Source organism: Thermostichus sp. MS-CIW-37 (assembly GCF_054060065.1).
The window spans coordinates 87,739-111,062 of record NZ_JBSSCV010000003.1 but is presented as its reverse complement, the minus strand read 5'-3'; the positions used below and the strand labels follow the sequence as shown (position 1 = coordinate 111,062).

The following is a 23,324-nucleotide window of genomic DNA, read 5'->3' as shown; positions in this document are numbered from 1 at the left end:
TGAATGCGAGATTTGAGCCGAGTTGGGGCATAGTAAGCCCAGGGTTGGCGGCCTCTGGGAAGTCCAGACTTATGTATCTTTACCGTTGACCCTTAGCAGCCAAGTGCAGTGAAATAGAGGCATTGTGGGTGACCCGCCAGCATGAGCGATCTTCCTTCCCCTCCCTTTACCTCGCGCCGCGCCGGCGCTGCCAGCAAAGCTCTGGCCATCGCCAACGTCAGCATTACCCCCTTTGGCCGCAAGTTAAAGGAGCTGGGCTTTGCCGACGATAAGCAGATCCAGGACATCCAAAACGCCCTCAAAGCGGATCGAGAGGGCAACAGCAAGGCCCTGGCTCTGGTGGTCAAGGATATCGTGGGCAAAGAGATCACCCCTGACCTGGAGCGGGCTTACAAACGGCAGCAGCTCTTTGAACTGAAAATCATCTACGGGATCCCCTCCCTGGATGTCGACCTGGAGCCGATGGAGATCTCCGAGATGATTGGGCTGATCGACTCGATCTTGCCCCTCGACATCTGCAACCGCTACAAGTTCTTGCCCATTCGCCGCCAGGATAACCAAGTGACGGTGGCGATGGTCAAGCCAGACAACCTGCAGGCACTGGACGACATTCAACGGCGCTTTCGCATCCAAGGGCTGAAGCTGCAGCGGCGGGTCTTCACCCAGCGGGATTTCGAGACCCTGATCAACCGCTACATGGATGTGCAGGCGGATTTACTTGCTGTTAAAGGGATCAACGACGCTGTTGCCCAGCAGGAAGAAGAGGTGGTGGTCAATACCGCCGAAATCGATCTGGATGCTATTGAGGATGTGGCTGCCGATGAGGTCGGCGAGGGATCCCTGGAGCAGCAGGTCAAATCGGCAGATGATGCCCCGATTATTAAACTGTCCAACCAGATCCTGGTCAAGGCCCTGCAGGACGGGGCGTCTGACATCCACATCGAGCCACAAGAAGAATACCTGCGCATCCGCTTCCGCAAAGATGGGGTGTTGCGGCAGGCTTTTGAAAACTTTCCCAAGAAGATCGTCCCTGCCCTCACCGCTCGCTTCAAAATCATGTCCAATTTGAACATTGCCGAGCGGCGCATGCCCCAGGATGGGCGGATTCGGCGGGTCTTCAAGGGGCGCAAGGTGGACTTCCGGGTCAGCACCCTGCCCTCCCGCTATGGGGAGAAGATCGTGCTGCGGGTTCTGGACAACTCCGCCACCCAACTGGGGCTGGACAAGCTGATCACCGACCCAGAGACCTTGGAAAGCTTCAAGGAGATTGTCAGGCGACCCTTTGGCCTAATCCTGGTAACTGGGCCAACGGGATCCGGGAAAACCACCACCCTCTACTCGGCGCTGGCAGAAGTGAACGATCCCGGCATCAACATCAGCACCGCCGAGGATCCCATCGAATACTCCCTGCCGGGGATCACCCAGGTGCAGGTGATCCGAGAAAAGGGCATGGACTTTGCCATGATCCTGCGCGCTTTCTTGCGGCAAGACCCGGATGTGATCCTGGTGGGGGAAACCCGCGACCACGAGACGGCCAAAACCGCCATCGAAGCCTCCCTCACCGGCCACCTGGTGTTGACCACCCTGCACACCAACGATGCCCCCGGTGCCATTGCCCGTCTGACGGAGATGGGGATCGAGCCATTTATGATCTCCAGCTCGTTGCTGGGGGTGCTGGCTCAGCGCTTGATGCGCCGAGTGTGTACCGAATGTCGGATCCCCTACCACCCCACGCCGGAGGAGCTGGCCCGCTATGGCCTTACCCTCAGTGGCGACGGCGAGCAGCTCACCTTCTACAAAGCCAACAAGCTCTCCCCCAAAGAAGTGGAGCAGCGCAAGGCCACCGGCAAGCCCATCTGCGAGAACTGTGGGGGCGTGGGCTACAAAGGTCGGGTAGGGGTGTACGAGTTCATGCGCATGAACGACCGCCTTGCGGACTTGATCAACAAAGAGGCCCCCACGGAGGTGATCAAAGAAGCGGCGGTGGAAAGTGGCATGAAAACCCTGCTGGCCTACAGTTTGATGCTGGTGAAGCAGGGCCTCACCACGCTGGAGGAGGTGGATCGGGTGACCCTCACCGACAAGGGTCTGGAAAGCGAGCTGAAGGCCCGTGCCAAGGCTCTCAGCACCTGCCGCAACTGTGGCGCGGCCTTGCATGTGGACTGGATGGACTGCCCCTATTGCCTGACCCCGAAGTTTTAGGAAGTCGGCTTGGCACTTGACGATGTTGGGGTGCCGACTATAACACTCCTATACAGTTGCCTTTCTCACATGGCTTTGGCCGGCGGCTCTTTTGATAGACAGTTCTACTCGCCTTTGGAGAACCCAACCCTATGCCCCAACTGATGATCGAAGACCTCATGGAAGCAATCGTCCAAAAGGGCGGTTCCGACATTCATATCTCGGCGGGTTTGCCCCCCTACTTCCGCATCAATGGTCACCTTGAGCCGACAGAGCATGAGCCTCTCTCGGCAGAGGAGGTGCAGCGGTTGATCTTCAGCATGCTGAACAACAACCAGCGCAAGCAGCTGGAGCAAAACTGGGAATTGGACTGCTCCTATGGGGTGCGGGGGATCGGGCGCTTCCGCGTGAACGTCTACCGCGATCGCGGCACCTATGCTTGCGCCATGCGGGCCCTGGCTTCTGAGATCCCCAACATCGACAAGCTGGGCCTGCCGGATGTGTGTAAGGAAGCAGCTCGCCTGCCGCGGGGCTTGGTGCTGGTAACCGGCCCAACGGGATCTGGCAAATCCACTACGCTGGCTTCCATGATCGACATGATCAACCGCGAACGGGCCGAGCACATCCTCACCATCGAGGATCCCATTGAGTATATCTACACCCCCATTCGCAGCATCATCCACCAGCGGCAACTGGGGGAAGACACCAAGAGTTTTGCCAATGCCCTGCGGGCAGCGATGCGGGAGGATCCGGATGTGATCCTGATCGGGGAGATGCGGGATCTGGAGACCATCCAGTTGGCCATTACCGCCGCCGAGACGGGCCACCTCTGCTTTGCCACGGTACACACCAGTTCTGCTGCCCAGACGGTGGATCGCTTGGTGGATGTGTTTCCGCCCGAGCAACAGCAGCAGATTCGCGTGCAGCTCTCCAACTCCCTCAAGGCCGTCTTCTCGCAAACTTTGGCCCGCCGCCTTAACCCCAAACCGGGAGAGCCTGGACGGGTGCTGGTGCAGGAGATCATGGTAGTGACGCCGGCCATTGCCAACCTGATTCGGGAGGGCAAAACGGCCCAGATCTACTCGGCTATCCAGACGGGGGGCAAGCAGGGCATGAAAACGCTGGAGCAAGATCTGGCTAACCTTTACCTACAGGGCAAGATCGACTTCGATACGGCCATGTCTAAGACCTCTCGCCCTGAAGAGCTGCAGCGGCTTTTGGGCAACGTTACCGGGCCCTCGCCAGCCGCGGCTGCCCAACAACAGCGGCCAGCAGCAGTTGCCGCCCGTCGCTAAACCTCGTTGCCACCAGGCAGTGCTGGGATCCCGGGGTGAGGGTTCATTGCCGATCTCTAGCCGCTGACTTGATTTGTGGCTAAGCTCTAGCTGAGAGATTGTTGATCTGCCCAAGGTTTGGGCTGACTTCTCTTTTGCACCTGCGAAACATTTAAAGCCATTTCGTTATTTAGAGCGATCTAGCCGGGGGTACAGCCATGCCGCGCTATAAGGTTCGGGGGTTAAAGGCCGGTCAGCCGGTACGCCTGACGGTGGTGGCCAACAGCTTGACCGAAGTTCGTGCACGGCTGCGCCGAGACGGGATTTTTGCCAAACAGGAAGACATTCAGGAAGAAAAGCCCTTTTTCTCCTTGGAGACGTCTTTCGATTTGTCGATGCTGGGATCCATCGACATTCGCGACAAGGCAGTGTTCTCCCGGCAATTTGCTGCCTTGATCAACGCTGGCGTGTCGATGGTGCGCTCTCTCACCATCATGGAGGAGCAAACCAGCAACCGCAAACTCAAAAAGTACCTGCGGGCTATCCGAGCGGAGGTGGAGGCGGGGAAAAACCTCTCCGACTCCATCCGCCCTTATCCCGACGCCTTCGACGGCCTCTACTGCAGCATGGTGCAGGCGGGGGAGGTGGGCGGCGTGCTGGACGAAGTGCTCAACCGCCTGGCCAAGCTGCTGGAGGACATGGATCGCCTGCAGAAGCAGATCAAGTCAGCCATGACCTACCCAGTGGTGGTGACGATCTTGGCTGTCTTGATTTTCTTGGGCATGGTGCTGTTCATCTTGCCCACGTTTGAGAGCATCTACAACGACTTGGGTGGGGAGCTGCCCGGCTTTACCCAGTTTTTCATCAACATCAGCAAGTTCCTGCGCACGCCCCAGTACAGCTTGGGGCTGGTGGGCTTTCTAGGGGCCGTCTATTTTGCTTTCCGGCGCTTTTACCGCACCCCTGCCGGCAAGGAGACCATCGACGCGCTGGCCCTCAAGCTCCCTACCTTCGGGGATCTGATCCAGAAGTCGGCGGTGGCTCGCTTCTGCCGCACCTTTGGCGCTCTCACCCGCTCCGGGGTGCCGGTGCTGACTTCCTTGGAAATTGTGCGCGACACCTCCGGCAACCAGGTGGTGGCCAACGCCATTGACGCCGCCCGCCAATCCATCTCAGAGGGAGGGCAGATTGCCCCTGCTCTGGGCAAGGCCAAGGTCTTCCCAGTCATGGCCATTCAGATGATCAGCGTGGGGGAAGAGACAGGGGAGCTGGACGCGATGCTGATGAAGACGGCGGATTTCTACGAGCTGGAGGTGGAGGAGGCGGTACGCGCCCTCACCAGCCTGCTGGAGCCGTTGATGATCGTGATCCTGGGCGGTATGGTGGGCTGCATTATCGTGGCCATGTACATGCCCATGTTCAACGTGTTCGAGTTGGTGAAGTAGTGGATTGGGCTGACCCTTGAACCCCCAGGGCGGCCAGGGCACAGGGTAGGAGCAACAAAGGAAAGGGATCCCATGCTGAGGCGATGGTTAGCGGCCCTAGTGGTGTTTTTGGGGGTAGGGTTGGCAGTTTTGCTTTCCGAACAGCCGACGGGATCCCTGGCGGGACGGGTGGAGCTGCCGGCAGAGGCTCCGCCTGGGGATGTGCAGATCATTGCAGCCGGCCCGGTCACGCGCAGCGCCAGCTTGACCGCAGATGGCGAATATCGCTTGGATCGATTGCCTGTTGGGGAATACCAGGTGACGGTGCAGGGGAGCGGCCTGGAAACGGTGGGCAGCGAGGGATCCGTTCTGGTGCGGGAGGGGGCAACGGTTCGGATCCCCACCTTGCGCCCTCAGCTTGTCCCCCCCGGTCTCCATCTCTACAGCACCAGCCAGGTGTTCACGACCGCAGAACCGGCGCGGCTGCAGTGGCGGGCCACCAGCCTGGGCTCGGTGCAGCTCAGCCTCTATCGCTTTTCCCTAACAGAGCTGCAGGGATCCCCTCTCTTGCGAGATTTGGCGGATGCCGGCTATGGATCCTTGGATCCGGCTCTGTATCCCACCCTGCGGCGGGAGCTTGTGCGCAGTTGGCAGCAGCCGGTGCCACGACGAGCGGGAGAGGGGTGGACAGCCCAAACCTTGGAGCTGGGGATCCTGCCGCCGGGGGCCTACTGGGTGGAGGCGGAGGGCCGGGAGCCGCTGAATGCGGCTGCACCCTTGCCCCGTTTCGACCATTGGTTTTTGGTGAGCGATCTCGGCCTCATCCAGAAGCAGGATGCCAGCCAGTTGGTGGTGCAGGCGGTGCACCTGCGGGAGCTGCGTCCCCTGGCCGGGATCCAGATCCAAGTTTTCGGGGAGTGGGGGGATCCCCTGACGGCCACCACCGATGCAGAGGGGCTGGCCCGCTTTGGCCTGCCGGCGAGAGAGGGTTCTTCCCTGGTGGTCTATGGCCGCAGTGCCGACAGCACATTACAGGCTTTGTCCCGCAGCTATGCCTATGGCTGGAACCAGCCCCACCGGATCTACGCCTACACGGATCGTCCCCTCTACCGCCCTGGCCAAACCGTCTATTTCCGCGCCCTGGTGCGAGAGCAAACCCGCCTCACGCCGCCCCCCCCAGGACAAGCAGTGCAACTGACCCTTACGGCCCCCAACGGGGATGTGTTGAGCGAACAAACCCTGGCCACCAATGCTTTTGGCAGTGTCCATGGGGAGTTTCAACTGCCAGAAGAAGCGTCCCTGGGCAGCTACGGCCTGGAGTGGCAGGTGTCAGGGCCGCAGGGATCCAGCGGCGAATACACCTCTTTTCAGGTGGAAGCCTACCGCAAGCCGGAGTTTGAGGTGGCGGTGGTGCCCGACCGACCTTGGCTGGTGCGGGGGGGATCCCTGAAGGTGCAGGTGGAGGCCGAGTATCTTTTCGGCGCGCCGGTGGCCGCTGCCCAGCTCCGCTACCGAGTTTACAGCAGCCCCGACTGGAGCCTGCGCTATGGGCTGTTGCCCCGTTCTGCCGAGGAAGACTATTTCGCCGACGACCTGGGAGAGGAGCAGGGCTACTACGGCGGCTACGGCCAGTTGGTGGCGGAAGGGGAAGGGGTGACGGATGCCCAAGGGCGGGCGGAGTTTCGCCTGGATCGCCTGCTGCAGGATCTCAACTGGGAAGAAGACAGCTACTGGGGCCCCCAAGAGGTGCAGCAGTTGCGCATCGAGGTGGAGGTGACCGACATCAGCCGTCGCACCGTGACCGGAACGGCGCGGGCCTGGGTCACGGCTGGCGAATTTGCCCTCTTTGCCGAGGCCGACCGCCACCTGCCCGCTCCGGGGGATACCCTCACCTACCGGCTGCAAGCCCGCGATTACGATGGCCGCCCCGTCAGCGCCACCGGAGAGCTGAGCCTGGAGCGCTGGCGCTGGGATCCCAAGAGCAACACCTACCAACGGCAAGGTACCCTGCTGCGGCAGCCTTTTCAGATTGTCAACGGGGAAGGCAGCCTCGACCTCCACCTGCCCGCCGACCTGGAGCCGGGAGACTACCGGGTGCGGTTGACGGCATGGGATCCCCGCCGTCAAAGTGCTCCGCACCGCTGGCGCGAACGGGTGCAGGAGGTGGACTATCTCTGGGTGGTGGAGCCGGGCAGCCCCCTACAAAGTTGGGGATCCCTGCCCAGCCTGGAAGTGGTGGCGGATCGGCAGATCTACCAGGTGGGGGAAGAGGCCCAGATCCTGATAGTCTCGCCGCTGCCGGATGTGGCGGTGCTGGTGGGCATTGAGGGATCCCGGCTGCACCAGGTGCAGGTGCTGCGTCTCCAGGGGCATACGGCCACGCTGCGGCTGCCCATCCGCGGCGACTATCGTCCCAATCTCTACGTCACTGCCACTGCCATCGGCCCAGAGCGGCGGCTGTACCGAAGCGAGGCCCTGCTGCGGGTCTCCCCCTTGGATCGCTTTTTGCAGGTGGAGCTGCAAACCGATAAACCCACCTATCGACCGGGCGAGACCGCCCAAATCCAAATCCGCACCCGCGATGCCCAAGGGCAGCCGGTGAGCGCCGAGGTGGGTCTGGGGATTGTGGACAATGCCCTCTACCTATTGCGACCCGACTTCACCCCGGATATTCGCCGCTTCTTCTATGGGCGCCAGTACAACCAAGTTACCACCACTACCTCTTTCCCTCAGCAATATCCCGGCGGTGCTGACAAGCTGGCCGGCCAAGTGCGGGAAGACTTTCGCGATACCGCCGCCTGGTTTCCGGATCTGGTCACCAATGCCGATGGCCTGGCTCAGGTACAGGTGCGTTGGCCCGACAACCTGACCACCTGGCGCTTGACCGCCCGCGCTGCCACTGCCGACACCCAGGTGGGATCCGCTCTTGCCACGGTCTCAGTCAGCAAAGACCTGTTGGTGCGCTTGGCCGCTCCCCGCTTTTTCCGGGTGGGGGATCAGCTCACCTTGGCGGCCATTGTGCAAAACCGCACGGGTCAAGCCCAAGCGGTGGAGGTGCGGCTGGAAGTTCCTGTTCCTGCCGGTGGGATCTTGAAATTGCAAGGCCCGGAACGACAACGCCTCACCGTGCCGGCCCAAGGAGCGGGGCGGGTGGAATGGCCTCTCCAGGTTCTGGGGGCCGGAGATACCTCTCTGCGGGTCTGGGCGGAAGGGAATGGGCTGAAAGATGCATTGCAACTGCAGATCCCCAGCCAGCCCTTTGGGGCGGCGCATCGCTTCTCCCAAGTGGGCCAACTGGGAACCCCGTCTGGCTTGCGTGAAGGGGAGTCTGGCAGTCTGGAGTTGCCGCTGGATTGGCCCGCCACCTGGGTGCCGGGATCCCGGCAGCTACATCTGGAACTGGCTGCCAGCCCGGCAGCAACCCTGCTGGGGCCGCTGGATTACCTGGTGAAGTTCCCCTACGGCTGCACCGAGCAAACCCTGAGTCGCTTCTTGCCCGCCCTAGCCGTCGCCCAAGTCAGCGAGCAGTTGGGCTTGAACCTGCGCTCGCAAACCCTGGAGCGGCTGCCTCGAGTGCTTCGATCCGGCTTGCAGCGACTGGAGGGATCCCAGAACTACGATGGGGGCTGGGGCTGGTGGGCCCATGACCGGAGCAACCCCTATCTGACCGGATACATCCTGCAGGGGTATCACCTTGCCCAAGCTGCTGGCTATGCCCTCAAAGAGTGGCGGGTGCGGCAGGCCTTGGACTATCTGGCCGCTCAACTGGCCCAGCCACAAGCCCTCTCCCCGGATCTGCAGGCTTTTGTCGCCTACAGCCTGGCCCTCTGGGATCCCGCTTTGGTAACTGCCGACCTGCCGCCGCCGGCCCAGCTTTCCACCTTTGGCCTGGCCTACCATGGCCTGGCTGCCCTGCAACTGGGCCAGAGGGATCTTGCCCAGGCAGCCCTGGATGAGGTTCTGGAGCGGCGGCAACAGGATCCCCAAGGGCGCTGGTTTATCCCGGCTGCTCCAACTCGTGCGACCCAAGAGCGCTCCACCTACGACGACATGGAGGTGGCCGGCCCGCTTTTGCAATTGGCCGTTCGCTTGCAGGATGACCGGGCTGCCCAGATTGCCGATGCCCTTCTCCAACAGCGGCAAAACAACCGCTGGCGCACCACCAAAGCCACCGCCGATGCTCTCCTCGGCCTGTCCGCCTACTACCAAGCCCAGCAGCAGCAGCTTCCCGGCCCCGGCGAGGTGCGGGTGTTGGATGGGACAACCGGATCCCTTCTTGATCGCTGGCAGGCCGGCCCTGCGGATCCCCGCTATGGGCTGGATTGGGCTGACGCAGAAGTGGGGAACCTGAGCAGCCTGCGCCTGGAAAAGTCCGGCCCCGGCCCCCTTTACTACAGCTTGAGGGGAGAAGCCTTCGTCCCCAACCCTCTGCCCTCTCAAGCCCAAGGCTTTGCGGTGAGCCGCAGCTACTTCCGCCTACAGCCCCAGCTCCAACCCAACGGGAAGATCCGCTACCGAGAGCAGCCGCTGCGCCCTGGCGACACAGTAAGGGCCGGAGAAATCCTCCTGGCCCGGTTGACGGTGGAAGCCGAGCGGGACAGCCACTACGTGGTGGTCGAGGATCCCCTGCCCAGCGGCGCCGAGATCACCTCCCAGGATCCGCGAGAGTTCACCGGCTTGGCCCCAGACTACTGGTGGGACTGGTTTTGGACCCGCCAAGAGAATCGGGATGACCGCGTGGCCTTTTTCAGCACCGAGCTCAAGCAGGGTCGCCATGAGTTTGTCTATCTCTTCCGTCCGGAGATCCCCGGCCAATTCCAGGTGGCTCCTGCTTTGGCAGAAGAAATGTACGACCCCAGCCGCTATGGCCGCAGCGCCGCTTACTCCCTCGAAGTTCTCCCTTGAATGCCTCGAACCTGCCCACTTGGCCAGAAACAAAGTAACCAGTTGCGTCAGTGTGGCCCAAGGGCTGACGCAATGAGCAGCTGCGCATGGCTGGGCCGCCCCCAAAGCACCTGCTCCTGTTTGTAAACGACCATGCCGGGCGGGGATCCCTTGGGTTTGAACACCAGTTTCGGGCGAGTGTAGACTACCGGCACCTGTTCGCTGAGGCGACCGCGGCTGAAATGGGCCGCCAAATCAGCAGCCGCCTGCAGATCTTCGCTTTCTGCTACAGCCCCGGGGGGCAAGCGCAGCAGCACATGACTGCCGGGGATCTCTTGGGCATGAAACCACCAATCGTGTTCCTGAGCCACGCGAAAGGTGAGCTGATCATTTTGCAGGTTGTTGCGCCCCACCCAAATGGAGAAGCCACTGGGGCTGGTAAAGCGGTGGGGGTTGAAGGTTGCCGGTGAGGCATGTTTTGAGCTCGCCCGCAGAGACTCTGTCCCGCTGTTGCGAGTGGGACTCTCCAAGTAGCGCTGTTCAATCAGCTCGGTCTCAATTTCCTTGAGGGTGGTCAAGTCTTGGGGATCCCGATAGGTTTCCAGCTGCTGTAGAGACGCTTCCACCTGCTCGAGGTAGAGGATCTCTTGGCCAAGCGCCTCTTGTAAAGGTCGGAGGGCATCCTGGGCCCGTTTTTGTTTGCGGTGCTTGCGGTAGTAGGCTTGGGCATTGAGAATGGCATTTTTTTCGGGGTCGAGAGGGATCTTGACCGTCTGGCCGCTGGCAAAATCCGGCAGCTCGATGTGATGCAACCCTGGCCGCCAGAGGTGGAGGTGGGCCATCAACAAGTCGGCAGCCTGCTTGGAGGCTTCCGCTTGGGTGGAGTCGGCCAGCATTGCCTCAAATTGCTCTCGCCGCTGATAGAGCTTTTTCAGCAGGGTGGATACCCTTTGCAGCAGACGGTGGCGCTCTCGCTCAAACTGTTCGCGGTTAAGCTGAGCCTGGTAGTAGCTTTCCAAAAGTTGGTGCAGATTGAGTCGAGAAGGTTGTTGCAGGGACTCCGTCCCGCTAACGGGAACGGCACCGCTTGCCCAGCCGAGAACGGTGTATCCCTGGGGAGTGGGAGCTGGGTCAAACTGGCCTGTTTCCAGACGGGTTAACCAGTCTTGCCACCTGGCAAACAGTGCCTGCCAATCGCGGGCAGAGAGGTGATCGGTGGAGGTTTGCGGCGGGATCCCAGCCTGATGGCACATCGCTTCCACCAAATGCCGACTGAGGCCGCGATAACAGCGCAACAGCCGTTGGCCGATGGGGCCAGGGATCAGGGCGACGCGCTCTTGCCACCAGGAAAAGGGCTCGGATCGCTGCGGGATCGGGTCGGTTAGGGCCGGAGGAGCCTCGTAGGGCAGGCCCGGTTGTACCGGACGGATTCGCGATTGGCGCTCGCTTACCCCATGGCCACTGGCCAAGATCATGCCCGCCTCGTCCACCAAAATGGCATTGCTGTGCTTGCCCATCACCTCCAGGTAGAGATGGCGATAAGGGGGATCCCCGGGCCGAGGGGCAAAGCGCAAGTCAATCACCCGTTCCCAATCCTCCAGCAGAGCCAGCTCCGTCAGAGCCAAACCCTTCAGGTGCCGTTGGAGGAACTGGCTAAATTGAAAGCCATCCGGCTCTTTGGGAGGAGGCTGACAGAGGTGGAGACGGGCCGCCTGAGGATGCCAGCACAACAGCAAGCAGAGGCGGGCAGTGAGGGTGCGCAAGCCAATGACCACTGTCCACAGATCGGTCTGTTGGATCCATTCCACGCGGGCAGGCAACACTGGATCCCGACCTGTCTTAGCCTGGGTTAGATCGGCGAGCACAGCACGCAGGGTGGTTAAATCAACCGGCTGCATCCCTGTTGCTGATACATTTACGCTGAACACTGCTGAACATCACTGTTCAACTATGCAGCGATAGCATTCTGTTTGTTTCCATTCGCGTTAGCGGGACGGAGTCCAAACAGAATGGCGGTATCCCGCAAAGCTTTGAGTAGAATACCCAAAGCGCAGTTTCCGTGTCGTCTTACTACCAATTTTCTGCTTTGCTTTGGCTACCATGTTGGCAGACTCGAAAGTAAACAGAAAGATCAACTGGTAGTAATCCGTACTGAACATATTATACATTATTTTCAGTATAGTTGAGCTTATTATTGACTAGAGTCATGCTCCTTCGCTACGCAATGCTCAGGCGGCTGGTCTGAGGCTGGCTTATTCTGACCCTTGGCCCGCAGATCCGACGCCCCCGACAGATGTTGAGACGGGTCTGGAGTGGCTGGTGAAAAACTCTGGGCAAGTTTTACCGGGTAGTTTCACCACCTCTATCCCTATGGTGCTCCGCACCGCCGAGGCGACTGGCTGGGCAGGAGTATCCAACTCGGCAGAACAGAAGGGGTTGACCGCCTAATCTTCGTCTTCATCTTCTTCGTCATCTCCGTCTTCCCATTCCTCATCGAGATCCAGCAGCAGGGCATAGAGCTGATCAAAAAGCTCTGGCGGCTCATCGGGGGTGAGCAGGTAGGGATCCCCTTCGTCAGGCAGAGCGGCGTAGAGCAAAACGGGATCGAGGGGAGTAAAGATGCCGTATCTCTTCTCTTGGTAGAAAAAGGTAGCCAGCAGTTGAAACTCCTGGGCATCTTCCTCGCTCTCGCCCAGCTCAAACACATCTTCTTCTTCGACCGGGGGCAATTCCCCCTGAACTGTGAGGATGTCGAAGCCATTTTGCTGCAAGGTCAGGTTCAACTCCCCCAGAACAGCCTGGATGGTGGGCAGGGCAGCCTGTAACTCTTCGGGATCCGGCTCGTCCAGGATCCCTTCCATGTCGGCATCGCCGTTCACCGCTTGGCTGGGTTCCTCTTCCCCTTCCCAAACCAGCACTTTAATCACAGCATCAACGGGAGTCACCAGAGCATAGGTCTGCTCGTCGATGACCACCTGACGCAGGATCTCGCACTTGAGAGGCTGGTTTTGCTCGTCGCGGAGCACCAAGGTTTCATGGGATTCAGTCATTGAAAACAGCCCAGGGTAGGAAAGACGGGGGTGTACAGAAGCTCATTCTCCCATGTTCTGCCCCCCTGCAATGCTGAGGGATCCCTTCCAGGCCCACCGGCAGAACTCTATGCTTCGGCTTCTCCTTCTGCTTGGGTTAAGGCTTCCAGAGCCAATAAAATCTCCTCTTCTCGGCGGGCGTAGGTTTCTTCGTCAATTTCTCCCAAATCTAGCTGAATTTGCAGGGCTGTAAGTTCTTTTTGCAGGTTTTCTTTGCTGTCTAGCTGCGCTTCGGCGCGTTCTTGGATCTGCTCCGCTAGCCAAAGCAAACTTTGGGCCGGCCACGTCAACAATTGCCAAACCATCCCAGGGCCCCTAAAGCAGATGATGAGTCTTCGTAATCCTATCAATTTGGATTCTCAGGTGGCCATTGCCCCGGCCTAGCCGTGAAACTTTTTGTTCCCTTCCTCCCCAAGCTGGAAAGACTGGGACACGCACGAAGCGCCAGGGGAAACACTGGCTATTGGTGCTCAGGCAAGTCCTAGCCGCGAAGACTAATCCTCTCGCTGGTGCTTCTCGATCCACTCTATGAGCTCCCCCTCGGAATGGGTACACAGGCGCTCTCCCGTGATTGGGTCTTGGACAGACCACCAGACCATGCCGCTGCCATCTACCCACTGCCGCACCCGCAGTTCATCGCAGGCCGCCAAGACTGCCTTCAGGCTCTGCCAAAGGTGGCGCAGTCCTCTGAAGAGCGCTGAAGAGAAGGGATCCCTGCCGCCGTACTCGGCTGCCAGCTGCCGCTCTTCTTGTTTCAGCAGCTCCATCAAGCGGGTGTTGTTGGCCGCCCTAGCTGCTTCCAAACGACGGGCCAGGGAGGCTGCTATGTTTTGGCGATGGCGGGCCAGGAGACTTGTCCCCCTCATTTCAGCGATTGCACTCATAAGGCTGCTCTACATACCAGTACCTCTACACGATCAATCCTACCAAAAAATCTGTAGTCAAGGATACGAAAAGTGCAAAACCATCGGTCCTGCACGCTAACGTGCGGGATCCGATCCCAGTGCCCTGCCTGGGAGCTGCCGGAAGTTAATCCAACAAGGGGCCACCTGAGCAGCTCAGATCAATCGGCGGCTTCCCCGGACGGATTTAACGGGGGCTAATCCACAGGCAGCAAATTCAAGCGGAGCGGCAACCGGAGTTTTTCCGCGTCTTGCAGGAAAAAATGCTTGCAAGCCTACTTCCACCGAGCTGCCACAACTCGGAACGAGCCGACCAAAACAGCTTAGGCAGGAGGTGGAGAGGAAAAGGATGGGGGGCTATCAACTTCAATGTAGCCTAACCCTCTCTTCTGGACGATGGTCCGTAGCTCCTGAATCAACTTTTGATCTTGGGAAGCGGTACGTGCTCCTGACTCGGCAGCCCATTCTTTCAAGCTTTGAATTTGGTCACGAGCGATGGCAGCTAGAGGAACCGTTTGGCGAATGGCGGTCAGGATATCTTCTTGGGTGAACTCGCGGGGTGGATCCTGATTAAAGGCCATGTGCATGGCATCGTAAATGGTCTGTTCAATTTCCGCCCCGCTGAAATCTTCTACAGCCATGGCCAGCTCAGTATAGGAGAAGTCTCGTACTCGGTTGGACCGTAGCCGTTGGACATGGACTCGAAAAATCTCTTCCCGCTCCTTTTGGTTGGGTAAGTTAACAAAGAAAATTTCATCAAACCTCCCCTTGCGAAGCAGCTCAGCGGGCAAGACGCGGACATTATTGGCAGTGGCGACAATAAAAACGGGCTTGGTCTTTTCTTGCATCCACGTAATCAGGCTGCCGAAGACGCGCTTGCTGGTGCCCGAGTCGCCAGAAAATTCGCTGCTAATGCCCCCAAAGGCTTTATCTAGCTCGTCAATCCAGAGAACACAGGGGGCCATAGCTTCGGCAATTTGGATCATCTGGCGCACACGGCTTTCGCTTTCCCCGACAATGCCCCCAAACAATCGTCCCACATCCAGCTTGAGCAGAGGCATTCGCCACTCGCGGGCGATGGTTTTGGCACATAGGGACTTGCCAGTACCCTGAATGCCAACCAGCAAAATCCCTTTGGGGCTTGGTAGGCCATAGGCATGGGCCTGGACACTAAAGCTGTTGCGGCGTCCTCTAATCCAGGCTTTGAGGTTTTCCAGGCCACCGACGTTTTGCAGAGTCTCAGAGGGATTGTAAAACTCCAGGATTTCAGTTTGGCGGATGTATTGTTTTTTCTCTTCCAAAACGAGATCAATATCCCCTTCGCTGACTTTACCGCTGGAAGTACAGACAACCTCGGTTGACCCCTCTTCAGCGATTTCGCCAATCACCAGGTGAATGTGGCTTTGCCCATTCTTATTGGCTTGAAGCGGCGGCAGCTCAAGAGTGGCAGGATAGGCCGTGCCGCTTTTGAATAAAGGAAAGAAATCCGGTGCCTGTAAATAGGGGTTCCAGAGGTGCAAGGCATAAGTATGGCGGAGATGATCTTGGAGATGGGCAAAACGAGTTAGGGCTAATGCTCTGTCGTCAAGGGATCCCTTAAGTACAGCGCCTCTCCTGTTGACTCCCCGCAGTTTAGCTGCCGGCTAGGGGCAAGTAGCATGGGTTGTCAGCTAGGGGATCCCGCTAGCGTTTTGCAGGAGTTGGGGGAGGTAGGTAGAGGGTATCGCGGTGGTCAAACCAGATGCTCGCCAAACCTTTAAGCCAGAGGGACAGCCAGATCCATTTCCACTTGAAATCAAGTCTTGCGCCTTTGAGGTTTGCGCCTTCTACAGTGGCATGATCCAGGTTGGAGCCTTCCAAGTTGGCATAGCTCAGGTCAGCCCAACTGAGATCGGCCCCGCTGAGATTGGCTCGGCTGAGATCGGCCCCGCTGAGATTGGCTCCAATAAGGTTGGCCCCGCTTAAATTGGCGCCGACCAGCTTGACTCCGCCCAAGTCGATCCAGTTCAAGTTAGCTCCGCTTAAGTCGGCTCCCTCCAGGTTTCTGTTGTCGGGCCGACCATTGACCAGTTCCCACACAAGATGCCACTTGGCATTGAGCTGAGTTTCTGGAGAAAGAATAGAGCGTCGCAGGTTGGCCAATTTCAGATCTGCCCCCCTCAGGTTGGCCCCGCTGAGGTCGGCACCGCTGAGGTAAGCGTTACGTAACTTGGCTCTGCCCAGCTTGGTCTGGGTTAGGTTGGCTTCTCCTAGCTTGGCCTTGTTGAGGCTAGCTGCGCTCAGGTCAGCCCCGCTGAGATCGGCTCTGCTTAGGGAAGCTCGGCTTAGGTTAGCTCCGATGAGCTTGACTTGGCTAAGGTCTGCCCGGCTCAGGTTGGCTTTCCTCAGATCTGCCCCGCTCAAGTCCGTTTGGCTCAGGTAGCGCAGAGGGCTGGGAGCATTGACATCAAGCAAGTTCAAACCCGACCTGCCCAGCTTGGCCTCGCTGAGGTTGGTGCCGATGAGGTTAGCCTCCCTCAGGTCGGTGCCAACTAAGCTGGCCTTGCTCAAGTTGGCTCCAATGAGCTTGGCGCCGACCAATTTGGCCCCCACCAGTTTGGCCCTGACCAGTTCAGCCTTGATCAGGCTGGCTCCACAGAGGTTGGTTCCCTCCAGGTTTGCCTTATTCAGATTGGTCTGGCTGAGGTTGGCGCCTCTCAAGTCCGCCTGACTCAGATTGGCTTTGCCCAACTCTGCCCACCTCAAATTTGCCCCGCTGAGGTTAGTTCCTCTCAGGTCAGCCTCCACCAAGCTCGCCCCTGTAAGCTTGACTCCGCTCAAGTCAGCCTGGCTCAAATTGGCCCTGCTCAGGTCGGCATAGATCAGGTTTCTTGCCTGAGCACGGCCGTTGACGAGCTCCCACACCAAGCGCCACTTGGGATCCAGCTGTGTCTCAGAAGAGACGAGAACTCTGCGCAGGTTCGCCAGCTCCAGCTTGGCTCCCCGCAGGTTGGCCTGAGTCAAGTCGGCCCCCTCCAAGTTGGCCTCGCTGAGGTTGGCTTGGCTGAGGTTGGCTCCTCTCAAGTTGGCCGCGGCCAGCCTCGCCCCTTTGAGATTTGCTCGCGTCAGGTCTCTTCCCCTCAGGTCGGCCCGCTCTAGAATAGCCCTGCTCAAGTCAACGTGGTTCAGTTTTTTTTCCTGAGCACGGCCGTTGACGAGCTCCCACACCAAGCGCCACTTGGGATCCAGCTGTGTCTCAGAAGAGACGAGAACTCTGCGCAGGTTCGCCAGCTCCAGCTTGGCTCCCCGCAGGTTGGCCTGAGTCAAGTCGGCCCCCTCCAAGTTGGCCTCGCTGAGGTTGGCTTGGCTGAGGTTGGCTCCTCTCAAGTTGGCCGCGGCCAGCCTCGCCCCTCTGAGATTTGCTCGTGTCAGGTCTCTTCCCCTCAGGTCGGCCCGCTCCAAGTTGGCTCCGCTCAAGTCGGCTTGGGCTAGGCTTTCCCCCTGGGCAACGCCGTTGATGATTGTCCACACCAGGTGCCACTTGGGATCCATCTGCGTTTTGGGAGAAATGACAACCCACCTCAAGTTGGCGTCCGTTAGGTTGGCCCCCAGCAAGCTGGCGCCGATGAGGTTGGTGCCCAGGAGGTTGGCTCCGCTCAGGTTGGCTCCGTTCAGATCGGCCCCGCTGAGGTCTGCTTGAGTTAGATTGGCTCCGCTCAGGTTGGCATGGCTGAGATTCACCTGGCTCAGTCTCGCGCGGTTTAGGTTTGCTCCTCTCAAGTCTGCCCCACTCAGATCTCGCTGACTGAGGTTGGCCTTTCTCAAATCCGCCCAGCGGAAATCTCGCTCGCCAGCCTCCAATTTTGCCCCCAGATCTCCCACCGGACGAAGGGTAACCGGATAGGCTTTCGCGATTTGGATAAGTTGGGGATCACCCGAATCCATTAGGGTTGTCCAGAGAGCAAACTGCTTTTCCCAATCCAGAGGTTGGTTTAGGGTTTGGAGGAGAAGCTCTCTGCCTTTTCCGTTGTAATGGCTAAAACATTCGATGGCGCCGTTTGCGCTTCTGGGATCCTTGCCTCTCAAAACCGGCTGGAGGATCTCTAAACTGCAATCGATATTGCCCAGATCTTTATCAGTAACTGTAGGCACGCCTCATCCCCCCTTTGGCTGCTTTGTTCCTATTCTTGCTATGGGCTTAGAGAGGGTCAAGACCAGTTCAGGGAATTCCCTTAGAAAGGTTAACCTTTGATACAGGAATTCAATCCTTTTTCAAATTCCCTGATCCAAGATAGCGAGCTGAGGAAGAGGGAACTTCCATTTTGGCTATCGGCTTGCTTCTGCCTTGCCGGCGGCTGGTGCTGCAGCTTTTCCCTCAGCCTCGGCCAAGGGATCCCGGCAGGCAACACAAGCAGGGTAGGCAGACAAATACAAGGTGTTGCGGCGGCCAAACCACTCGTAGCGGTGATCTCGGATCTGTTCGTAGCCTCGATCCCCAAGACCCTTCAAGCCAGGGAAGCTGCGGTACAGAGCCAACCACAGCTCCCCGCCCGGCAGAAGAGCAGCAATCTGTTCAACGGCGGCGGATCCCTGCCAACGGCGCTCCGGCTGCTCCAGGTCGATGAGGATCATCCCCAGCTCCACCTGCTCCGGCGGGATCCCCCATTGGGCCAAGGCAGAGGCATCTTGCATGGGGGCATAGCAAAACCGTTGCCCGCGATCCAGTTGCTCCAAGAGCTGAACACCGGTGGCACAGAGGTTGCAGAGGCCGTCGTAGATGACCAAGTAGGGCATGGCGGGATCCCTCAGGCGGGCTGACCCAAAATCTGTGCTTGGTACTGGGCTTCGGTAAGCAGTTGCCGAGGCTGCCGCTGCAGGAACACCCGACCCATCAGGTGATCGTATTCGTGCTGAAAGATCCGCGCCGGAAAATCCTGCCAGACCACCCTTTGCTGAACGCCTTCTGGAGTGTAATACTCCACCTCCACTTCGCGGGCGCGGGCCACCAGACCACGGCAATTGGGCACACTCAAGCAGCCTTCCCAACCCAGCACCTGTTCAGCACTACAAGCCAGCAGACGGGGGTTAACCATCACCAGAGGCTGCATTTGCGGCGCTTCCGGGTAGCGGGGATTGGGACGAGAGGCCACAATCAGCACTTGGAGCAGGGATCCCACCTGAGGAGCAGCCAAGCCCACCCCCTGCGCCTCTTTCAGGGTAGCCAGCATACCTTCTATAAGATCCTGCAAGGCCGGCGTTTTGAACTCCGTCACCGGCTCGGCCACTTGCGTCAGGATGGGATCCCCCAATTGGCGTAGGCGAAAAGTCATGGCTTGCCCCAAGCAATTCTTCTTCTCAGTCTAGCGGGGATCCCTGAGCAGCCTAGCGGCTCTTGCCAGTAGCCACCAGTTCCAGGGCCAGCTTGGAGCGCTTCAGCCCTTCTGGGATGGGGATGGGGTAGTGGCCGGTAAAGCAAGCGGAGCAGAACGAGTTGGGATCCCGGCCCGTGGCAGCCAGCATGCCTTCCCAGCTCAGGTAGGCCAAAGAATCCACTCCAATCTTCTCGGCGATTTCCTCTACGGAATGCTGGGCGGCAATCAATTGATCCTGGCTATCGGTATCGATGCCGTAGAAGCAGGGATGGGTGACCGGGGGGCTGGAAATGCGCATGTGGACCTGGGTAGCCCCCGCCTGGCGCAGGGCCTTGACGATTTTCTGGCTGGTGGTGCCCCGCACAATTGAGTCGTCCACAATAACAATCCGCTTCCCCCCCAGCACATCCTCCAGGGGGTTGAGCTTCATGCGAATGCCCCGCTCCCGCATGGATTGGGTGGGCTGAATAAAGGTGCGGCCCACGTAGCGATTTTTGATCAGCCCTTCGGTGTAAGGGATCCCCAATTGGCGAGCATAGCCAATGGCTGCCGGCGTGCCGGAATCGGGAACGGAGATCACCCAGTCAGCTTCTGCCGGGGCCTCCTTGGCCAGTTGTTCTCCCAAACGCACCCGGTAGGAGTAGAGGCTTTCCTCATGCATCCAACTGTCGGGGCGGGCGAAGTAGATCATCTCGAAGATGCACAACTTGGGGGTGGCCTCCGCCCAACGCACCGATTGCAGCCCCTGACGGCTGATCCACACCAACTCTCCCGGCTCCACCTGCCGCAGAGGGTCGGCCCCAATGATATCCAAAGCACAGGTTTCTGAAGCCAATACATAATGCAGCGGCTCGGCCTCGGGGTGGCTGAGGGTGCCGTCGCTGCAGATGATCTCCAGCATCTCTGACTGCAGCAGCTCATCCAGAGCGGGGTTGCTGCTCAAAAGCCCCAACACCAGCGGACGCACCCCATAGGGATCCCGTGCCCCGATCAGGCCCTCTGGCGTGCCGATCACCAGACTAAAAGCCCCCTGACAGCGGCGCAAAGCTTGGCAAGTGGCCGCGATCCAATCTTGACCTTGGTTCACCGCCTGGGCAATGGCGTGGGCAATACACTCGGAGTCGGTGCTGCTGGTTAGGTGCCGGTCGGCGGCCTCCAGTTCCTTCCGCAGCTCTTCCGCATTGACCAAATTGCCGTTGTGGGCCAGAGCCAGCGGCCCCAGGCGAGTCTCCACGATCACCGGCTGAGCGTTGGCCACGCGGCTGGATCCAGTGGTGGAGTAGCGGGTGTGACCAACCGCCAGATCCCCGGTCAGTTGGGCCAAGTTCACTTCATCGAAGACCTGGGAGACCAAGCCCATCGCCTTGTGAACCCGGCAAAAGGATCCCTCAAAAGTGGCGATCCCTGCCGATTCTTGGCCGCGATGCTGCAAGGCAAATAGGCCAAAGTAGGCCAGCTTGGCCACCTCCTCTCCTGGAGCCAGTATGCCAAAGACCCCGCAAGCCTCTTGCAGCTCTTCCCGGGCATACCCCGCCCCGCTGATGTTTTCTGAGGGGTACAGGGCATCAACGCCAACGGCAGTCTGCCCCTCTGCTTCTCCACAGCCAGAAGATGGTTCTGCTCCCGCCCTTGCTGCCATGGATCCTCGTCTTGCTGTCACGCTTACCAGTCTAACTCGGCCCAGGTCATTCCCCTCTATCTGGCTTCACTCCCAAAGGGAGAGTCCACAGGTGGGGTTTGCAAAAAACTAATGCTCTATCTATAGTGTTAGCAGCGTGTGAGACGCTCCTGCTTTTGCGGCTGAGGAAGCAGGTTGGCCGGGTTTTTGAGTTAAATGCCACCGAAGCTCGGCTCTCCTAGAACCGGCAGGATCCCAAAGCTTTGTGTTGTGAGGAGTCAAACCCCATGAGACAGCAGCCCCATAGGTTCCGTCAGAGCTGGACGTTAGCAGCCTCCTCTGTAATAAGGGCCAGTGTAGCCGCTCTTCTGTCGTTGTCACTTGTGGCTTGCCAAGAAGATGCCGGCGAACAGCCTGCGGTTACCATCACGCCGATCTCGGTGGTGGCCCCAACGCCCACTCCTTTCGTCATCCCCAGTCCTGTCCCTACGCCGCTGCTCACCCCAACCCCCACTTCCACTCCCCTCTTTAATCCTTTCCCCACTCCCAGCCCCTCTCCCACCGCTTCCTTTGCGGCAGAGCCGCCTTCGATTGCCGTGGTGTCGCTGACGGACGCGCGACAGACAGTACCCTTCAACGTGCTGGTGGCCGTTACGACTCCTGCGGGTTTGGGGGCCGGCATCAGTTTCCGGGTGGAAATCCGGCAAAGCCCCCTCACCCTCACCTTTGATTTCACTGCCGCTGCCGTCGGCTGTCAGCCCAACAGCAAAACCTGCATCGGCACCATCCCCATCACCATTCCCACTTCTGCTCCCACCGGGGATTATGAAGTGACGGCAATGGTGGCGGATACCCAGGGCCGAATCGCTTCGGCCAAAGCTCCCTTGCGGGTGTTGCCCGCGCCCAGTCCCTCCCCCTTGCCAACGCCGACCGGCACCCCCAATCCCTTTCCCTCGGTATCCCCTTCGCCCAGACCCAGTCCCTCTCCCAGTCCTTCGCCGACGCCCAGCCCCAGAAGCTTCTAACTCCCTCAGGCAGTCTCTCTTGTCGATTCAGGACTAAGGTAGCTCTTGAAGAACTCGCTTCAGGGTGGCGATCAGGTGTTCAATATGGGCTTCCTCGATGATCAAAGGCGGGGAAAGGGCAATGGTATCACCTGTAGTGCGAATCAATACCCCACGTTCGTAGCAGCGCAAAAAAGCTTCAAAAGCTCGCGCTGTCGGTCGGCCAGGGATCCCTTCCAATTCAATTGCCCCCACCAAGCCGAGGTTGCGTACATCGATGACATGAGGCAAGCCGCGCAGGGAATGGAGAGCCTCTTCCCAGAGGGGGGCAAGGCTGGCAGCCCGCTCGAACAGGCCTTCTTCTCGATACAGGTTCAGGGTAGCCAAGCCGGCGGCACTGGCAACTGGGTGGCCGGAGTAGGTGTAGCCGTGGAAAAACTCGATGGGGCTCCAGGACAGTGTCCTGCTGTTGTCCCCTGGACGGTGCAGGTCATCAGCGGAACCAGCAGCCTCCATGAAGGCGCTGTAGATCTCTTGCTTGACGATCACTGCGCCCATCGGGATGGTGCCATTGGTGAGGCCCTTGGCACAGCAAATCAGATCCGGCACCACTCCGAAATAGTTGGCCGCAAAAGGGGATCCCAGACGCCCAAAGCCGGTGATCACCTCATCGAAGATGAGCAGAATGCCGTATTTGTCGCAAATGGCCCGCAGCTTTTCCAAATAGCCCACCGGCGGCAGCAACACCCCCGTTGAACCGGCAACCGGCTCTACGATCACCGCTGCAATCGTGCTGGCATCGTGGAGAGCGACGATCCGCTCCAAGTCTTCTGCCAAGTGGGATCCCCAGCGAGGCAGGCCGCGGCTAAAGGCGTTTTGCTCCAGGTTGTGGGTGTGGGGTAGGTGGTCTACGCCGGGAATGAGGCTGCCGAAAAACTTGCGGTTGTTGGAGATGCCCCCGACCGAGATGCCCCCAAAGCCAACGCCGTGGTAGCCCCGTTCTCGGCCAATCAGCCGCTGCCGGGATCCCTGTCCGCGTATCCGGTAGTAGGCGATGGCCATTTTCAAGGCCGTATCCACCGCCTCAGAGCCAGAGTTGGTGAAAAAAACGTGATCCAGTCCGGCAGGGGTGAGCTGGATGAGCTGCTCCGCCAGTAGAAAGGCTTTGGGATGGCCCATCTGAAAAGCTGGGGCGTAGTCCAGTTGGGCCACCTGCTGTTGGATCGCTTCCACAATTGGGGGGCGGCAGTGGCCGGCATTCACACACCACAGCCCGGCAGTCCCATCTAGGATTTGGCGGCCATCGTGGCTGGTGTAGTACATGTCTCGGGCGGCCACCAACAGGCGCGGGTTGGCCTTAAATTGCCGATTGGCCGTAAAGGGCATCCAAAAAGGCTCCAGATTCAGCTCCGCTTGCAGAGCGACGGCTGCTTTTTCCAGGGTTTCTTGCATGGCTGGCCCTCCGGCAGTAGATGAGATTTCAAGCTGGCAGAGATGGGATCTCTAGATTTAGATAATTGCTGGAAAGCAGATTTGGATTGGATAGTTATTGTGGATATAGTCGTTTCAAGTTAGGGTGAGACGCCGGGCTGTTGGG

At 59.3% G+C, this 23,324-nt stretch carries 14 protein-coding genes and 1 pseudogene; 5 read left to right on the top strand and 10 right to left on the bottom strand.

The window, feature by feature from the left end:
- Positions 1 to 141 precede the first annotated feature (141 nt).
- The 4 genes from ACVWYZ_RS02625 (at position 142) to ACVWYZ_RS02610 (ending at position 9,784) form a co-directional block, all read left to right on the top strand.
- A complete protein-coding gene (locus ACVWYZ_RS02625) occupies positions 142 to 2,202 on the top strand; it encodes a GspE/PulE family protein (protein WP_457465870.1) in 2,061 nt (686 codons plus the stop codon).
- Between the two features lie 131 nt (positions 2,203 to 2,333).
- Positions 2,334 to 3,476 carry a type IV pilus twitching motility protein PilT gene (locus ACVWYZ_RS02620; protein ID WP_238376760.1) on the top strand — a complete coding sequence of 381 codons (1,143 nt, stop codon included), beginning with the start codon at positions 2,334 to 2,336 and terminating at the stop codon, positions 3,474 to 3,476.
- 197 nt (positions 3,477 to 3,673) lie between these two features.
- Positions 3,674 to 4,900: a type II secretion system F family protein gene (locus tag ACVWYZ_RS02615; protein WP_457465868.1), complete on the top strand. Its 1,227-nt coding sequence runs from the start codon at positions 3,674 to 3,676 to the stop codon at positions 4,898 to 4,900.
- A 72-nt stretch (positions 4,901 to 4,972) separates the two neighbouring features.
- Positions 4,973 to 9,784 carry an alpha-2-macroglobulin family protein gene (locus ACVWYZ_RS02610; protein WP_457465867.1) on the top strand — a complete coding sequence of 1,604 codons (4,812 nt, stop codon included), beginning with the start codon at positions 4,973 to 4,975 and terminating at the stop codon, positions 9,782 to 9,784.
- Between the two features lie 47 nt (positions 9,785 to 9,831).
- Here ACVWYZ_RS02610 and ACVWYZ_RS02605 read toward each other — a convergent pair whose 3' ends face one another.
- From ACVWYZ_RS02605 to purF, 9 genes and pseudogenes are all read right to left on the bottom strand, one after another.
- Positions 9,832 to 11,661: an Rqc2 family fibronectin-binding protein gene (locus ACVWYZ_RS02605; protein WP_457465865.1), complete on the bottom strand. Its 1,830-nt coding sequence runs from the start codon at positions 11,659 to 11,661 to the stop codon at positions 9,832 to 9,834.
- A gap of 546 nt (positions 11,662 to 12,207) precedes the next feature.
- Positions 12,208 to 12,813 (bottom strand): DUF3727 domain-containing protein, encoded by a 606-nt coding sequence (locus ACVWYZ_RS02600; RefSeq protein ID WP_457465863.1) that lies wholly within the window; start codon positions 12,811 to 12,813, stop codon positions 12,208 to 12,210.
- 107 nt (positions 12,814 to 12,920) lie between these two features.
- Positions 12,921 to 13,157, bottom strand: coding sequence for a gas vesicle protein GvpG (locus tag ACVWYZ_RS02595; protein ID WP_011433717.1), 237 nt, complete (start codon positions 13,155 to 13,157; stop codon positions 12,921 to 12,923).
- A gap of 189 nt (positions 13,158 to 13,346) precedes the next feature.
- On the bottom strand, positions 13,347 to 13,736 hold the full coding sequence (locus tag ACVWYZ_RS02590) for a hypothetical protein (protein WP_457465861.1): 390 nt from the start codon (positions 13,734 to 13,736) through the stop codon (positions 13,347 to 13,349).
- A gap of 341 nt (positions 13,737 to 14,077) precedes the next feature.
- Positions 14,078 to 15,085: pseudogene (locus ACVWYZ_RS02585) on the bottom strand (AAA family ATPase); the annotation flags it as partial.
- Positions 15,086 to 15,437: 352 nt separating this feature from the next.
- Positions 15,438 to 17,678, bottom strand: coding sequence for a pentapeptide repeat-containing protein (locus tag ACVWYZ_RS02580; RefSeq protein WP_457465859.1), 2,241 nt, complete (start codon positions 17,676 to 17,678; stop codon positions 15,438 to 15,440).
- Positions 17,679 to 18,059: 381 nt separating this feature from the next.
- Positions 18,060 to 18,527, bottom strand: a complete 468-nt coding sequence (locus ACVWYZ_RS02575; protein ID WP_457465857.1) for a thiol-disulfide oxidoreductase DCC family protein — start codon at positions 18,525 to 18,527, stop codon at positions 18,060 to 18,062.
- Between the two features lie 11 nt (positions 18,528 to 18,538).
- Positions 18,539 to 19,063: a peptide deformylase gene (gene def / locus ACVWYZ_RS02570; protein ID WP_457465855.1), complete on the bottom strand. Its 525-nt coding sequence runs from the start codon at positions 19,061 to 19,063 to the stop codon at positions 18,539 to 18,541.
- Between the two features lie 52 nt (positions 19,064 to 19,115).
- The gene (gene purF / locus ACVWYZ_RS02565; protein WP_457465854.1) at positions 19,116 to 20,744 is read right to left on the bottom strand and encodes an amidophosphoribosyltransferase; all 1,629 of its coding nucleotides are present in this window, start codon (positions 20,742 to 20,744) and stop codon (positions 19,116 to 19,118) included.
- A gap of 362 nt (positions 20,745 to 21,106) precedes the next feature.
- Between purF and ACVWYZ_RS02560 the strand changes: the two genes are divergently transcribed.
- A complete protein-coding gene (locus ACVWYZ_RS02560; RefSeq protein WP_457465852.1) occupies positions 21,107 to 21,748 on the top strand; it encodes a hypothetical protein in 642 nt (213 codons plus the stop codon).
- A gap of 33 nt (positions 21,749 to 21,781) precedes the next feature.
- Here the strand turns inward: ACVWYZ_RS02560 and ACVWYZ_RS02555 are convergent, their stop codons facing one another.
- On the bottom strand, positions 21,782 to 23,179 hold the full coding sequence (locus ACVWYZ_RS02555; RefSeq protein WP_457465850.1) for an aminotransferase class III-fold pyridoxal phosphate-dependent enzyme: 1,398 nt from the start codon (positions 23,177 to 23,179) through the stop codon (positions 21,782 to 21,784).
- Positions 23,180 to 23,324 lie beyond the last annotated feature (145 nt).

Bases quoted from the DNA above. Each gene is read 5' to 3' on its own strand.
- ACVWYZ_RS02605 (WP_457465865.1), bottom strand. From the start codon at position 11,661: ATGCAGCCGGTTGATTTAACCACCCTGCGTGCTGTGCTCGCCGATCTA.
- def (WP_457465855.1), bottom strand. From the start codon at position 19,063: ATGACTTTTCGCCTACGCCAATTGGGGGATCCCATCCTGACGCAAGTG.
- ACVWYZ_RS02600 (WP_457465863.1), bottom strand. From the start codon at position 12,813: ATGACTGAATCCCATGAAACCTTGGTGCTCCGCGACGAGCAAAACCAG.
- ACVWYZ_RS02575 (WP_457465857.1), bottom strand. From the start codon at position 18,527: ATGCCCTACTTGGTCATCTACGACGGCCTCTGCAACCTCTGTGCCACC.
- ACVWYZ_RS02580 (WP_457465859.1), bottom strand. From the start codon at position 17,678: ATGGATTCGGGTGATCCCCAACTTATCCAAATCGCGAAAGCCTATCCG.
- ACVWYZ_RS02620 (WP_238376760.1), top strand. From the start codon at position 2,334: ATGCCCCAACTGATGATCGAAGACCTCATGGAAGCAATCGTCCAAAAG.
- ACVWYZ_RS02595 (WP_011433717.1), bottom strand. From the start codon at position 13,157: ATGGTTTGGCAATTGTTGACGTGGCCGGCCCAAAGTTTGCTTTGGCTA.
- ACVWYZ_RS02615 (WP_457465868.1), top strand. From the start codon at position 3,674: ATGCCGCGCTATAAGGTTCGGGGGTTAAAGGCCGGTCAGCCGGTACGC.
- ACVWYZ_RS02590 (WP_457465861.1), bottom strand. From the start codon at position 13,736: ATGAGTGCAATCGCTGAAATGAGGGGGACAAGTCTCCTGGCCCGCCAT.
- purF (WP_457465854.1), bottom strand. From the start codon at position 20,744: ATGGCAGCAAGGGCGGGAGCAGAACCATCTTCTGGCTGTGGAGAAGCA.
- ACVWYZ_RS02555 (WP_457465850.1), bottom strand. From the start codon at position 23,179: ATGCAAGAAACCCTGGAAAAAGCAGCCGTCGCTCTGCAAGCGGAGCTG.
- ACVWYZ_RS02625 (WP_457465870.1), top strand. From the start codon at position 142: ATGAGCGATCTTCCTTCCCCTCCCTTTACCTCGCGCCGCGCCGGCGCT.
- ACVWYZ_RS02610 (WP_457465867.1), top strand. From the start codon at position 4,973: ATGCTGAGGCGATGGTTAGCGGCCCTAGTGGTGTTTTTGGGGGTAGGG.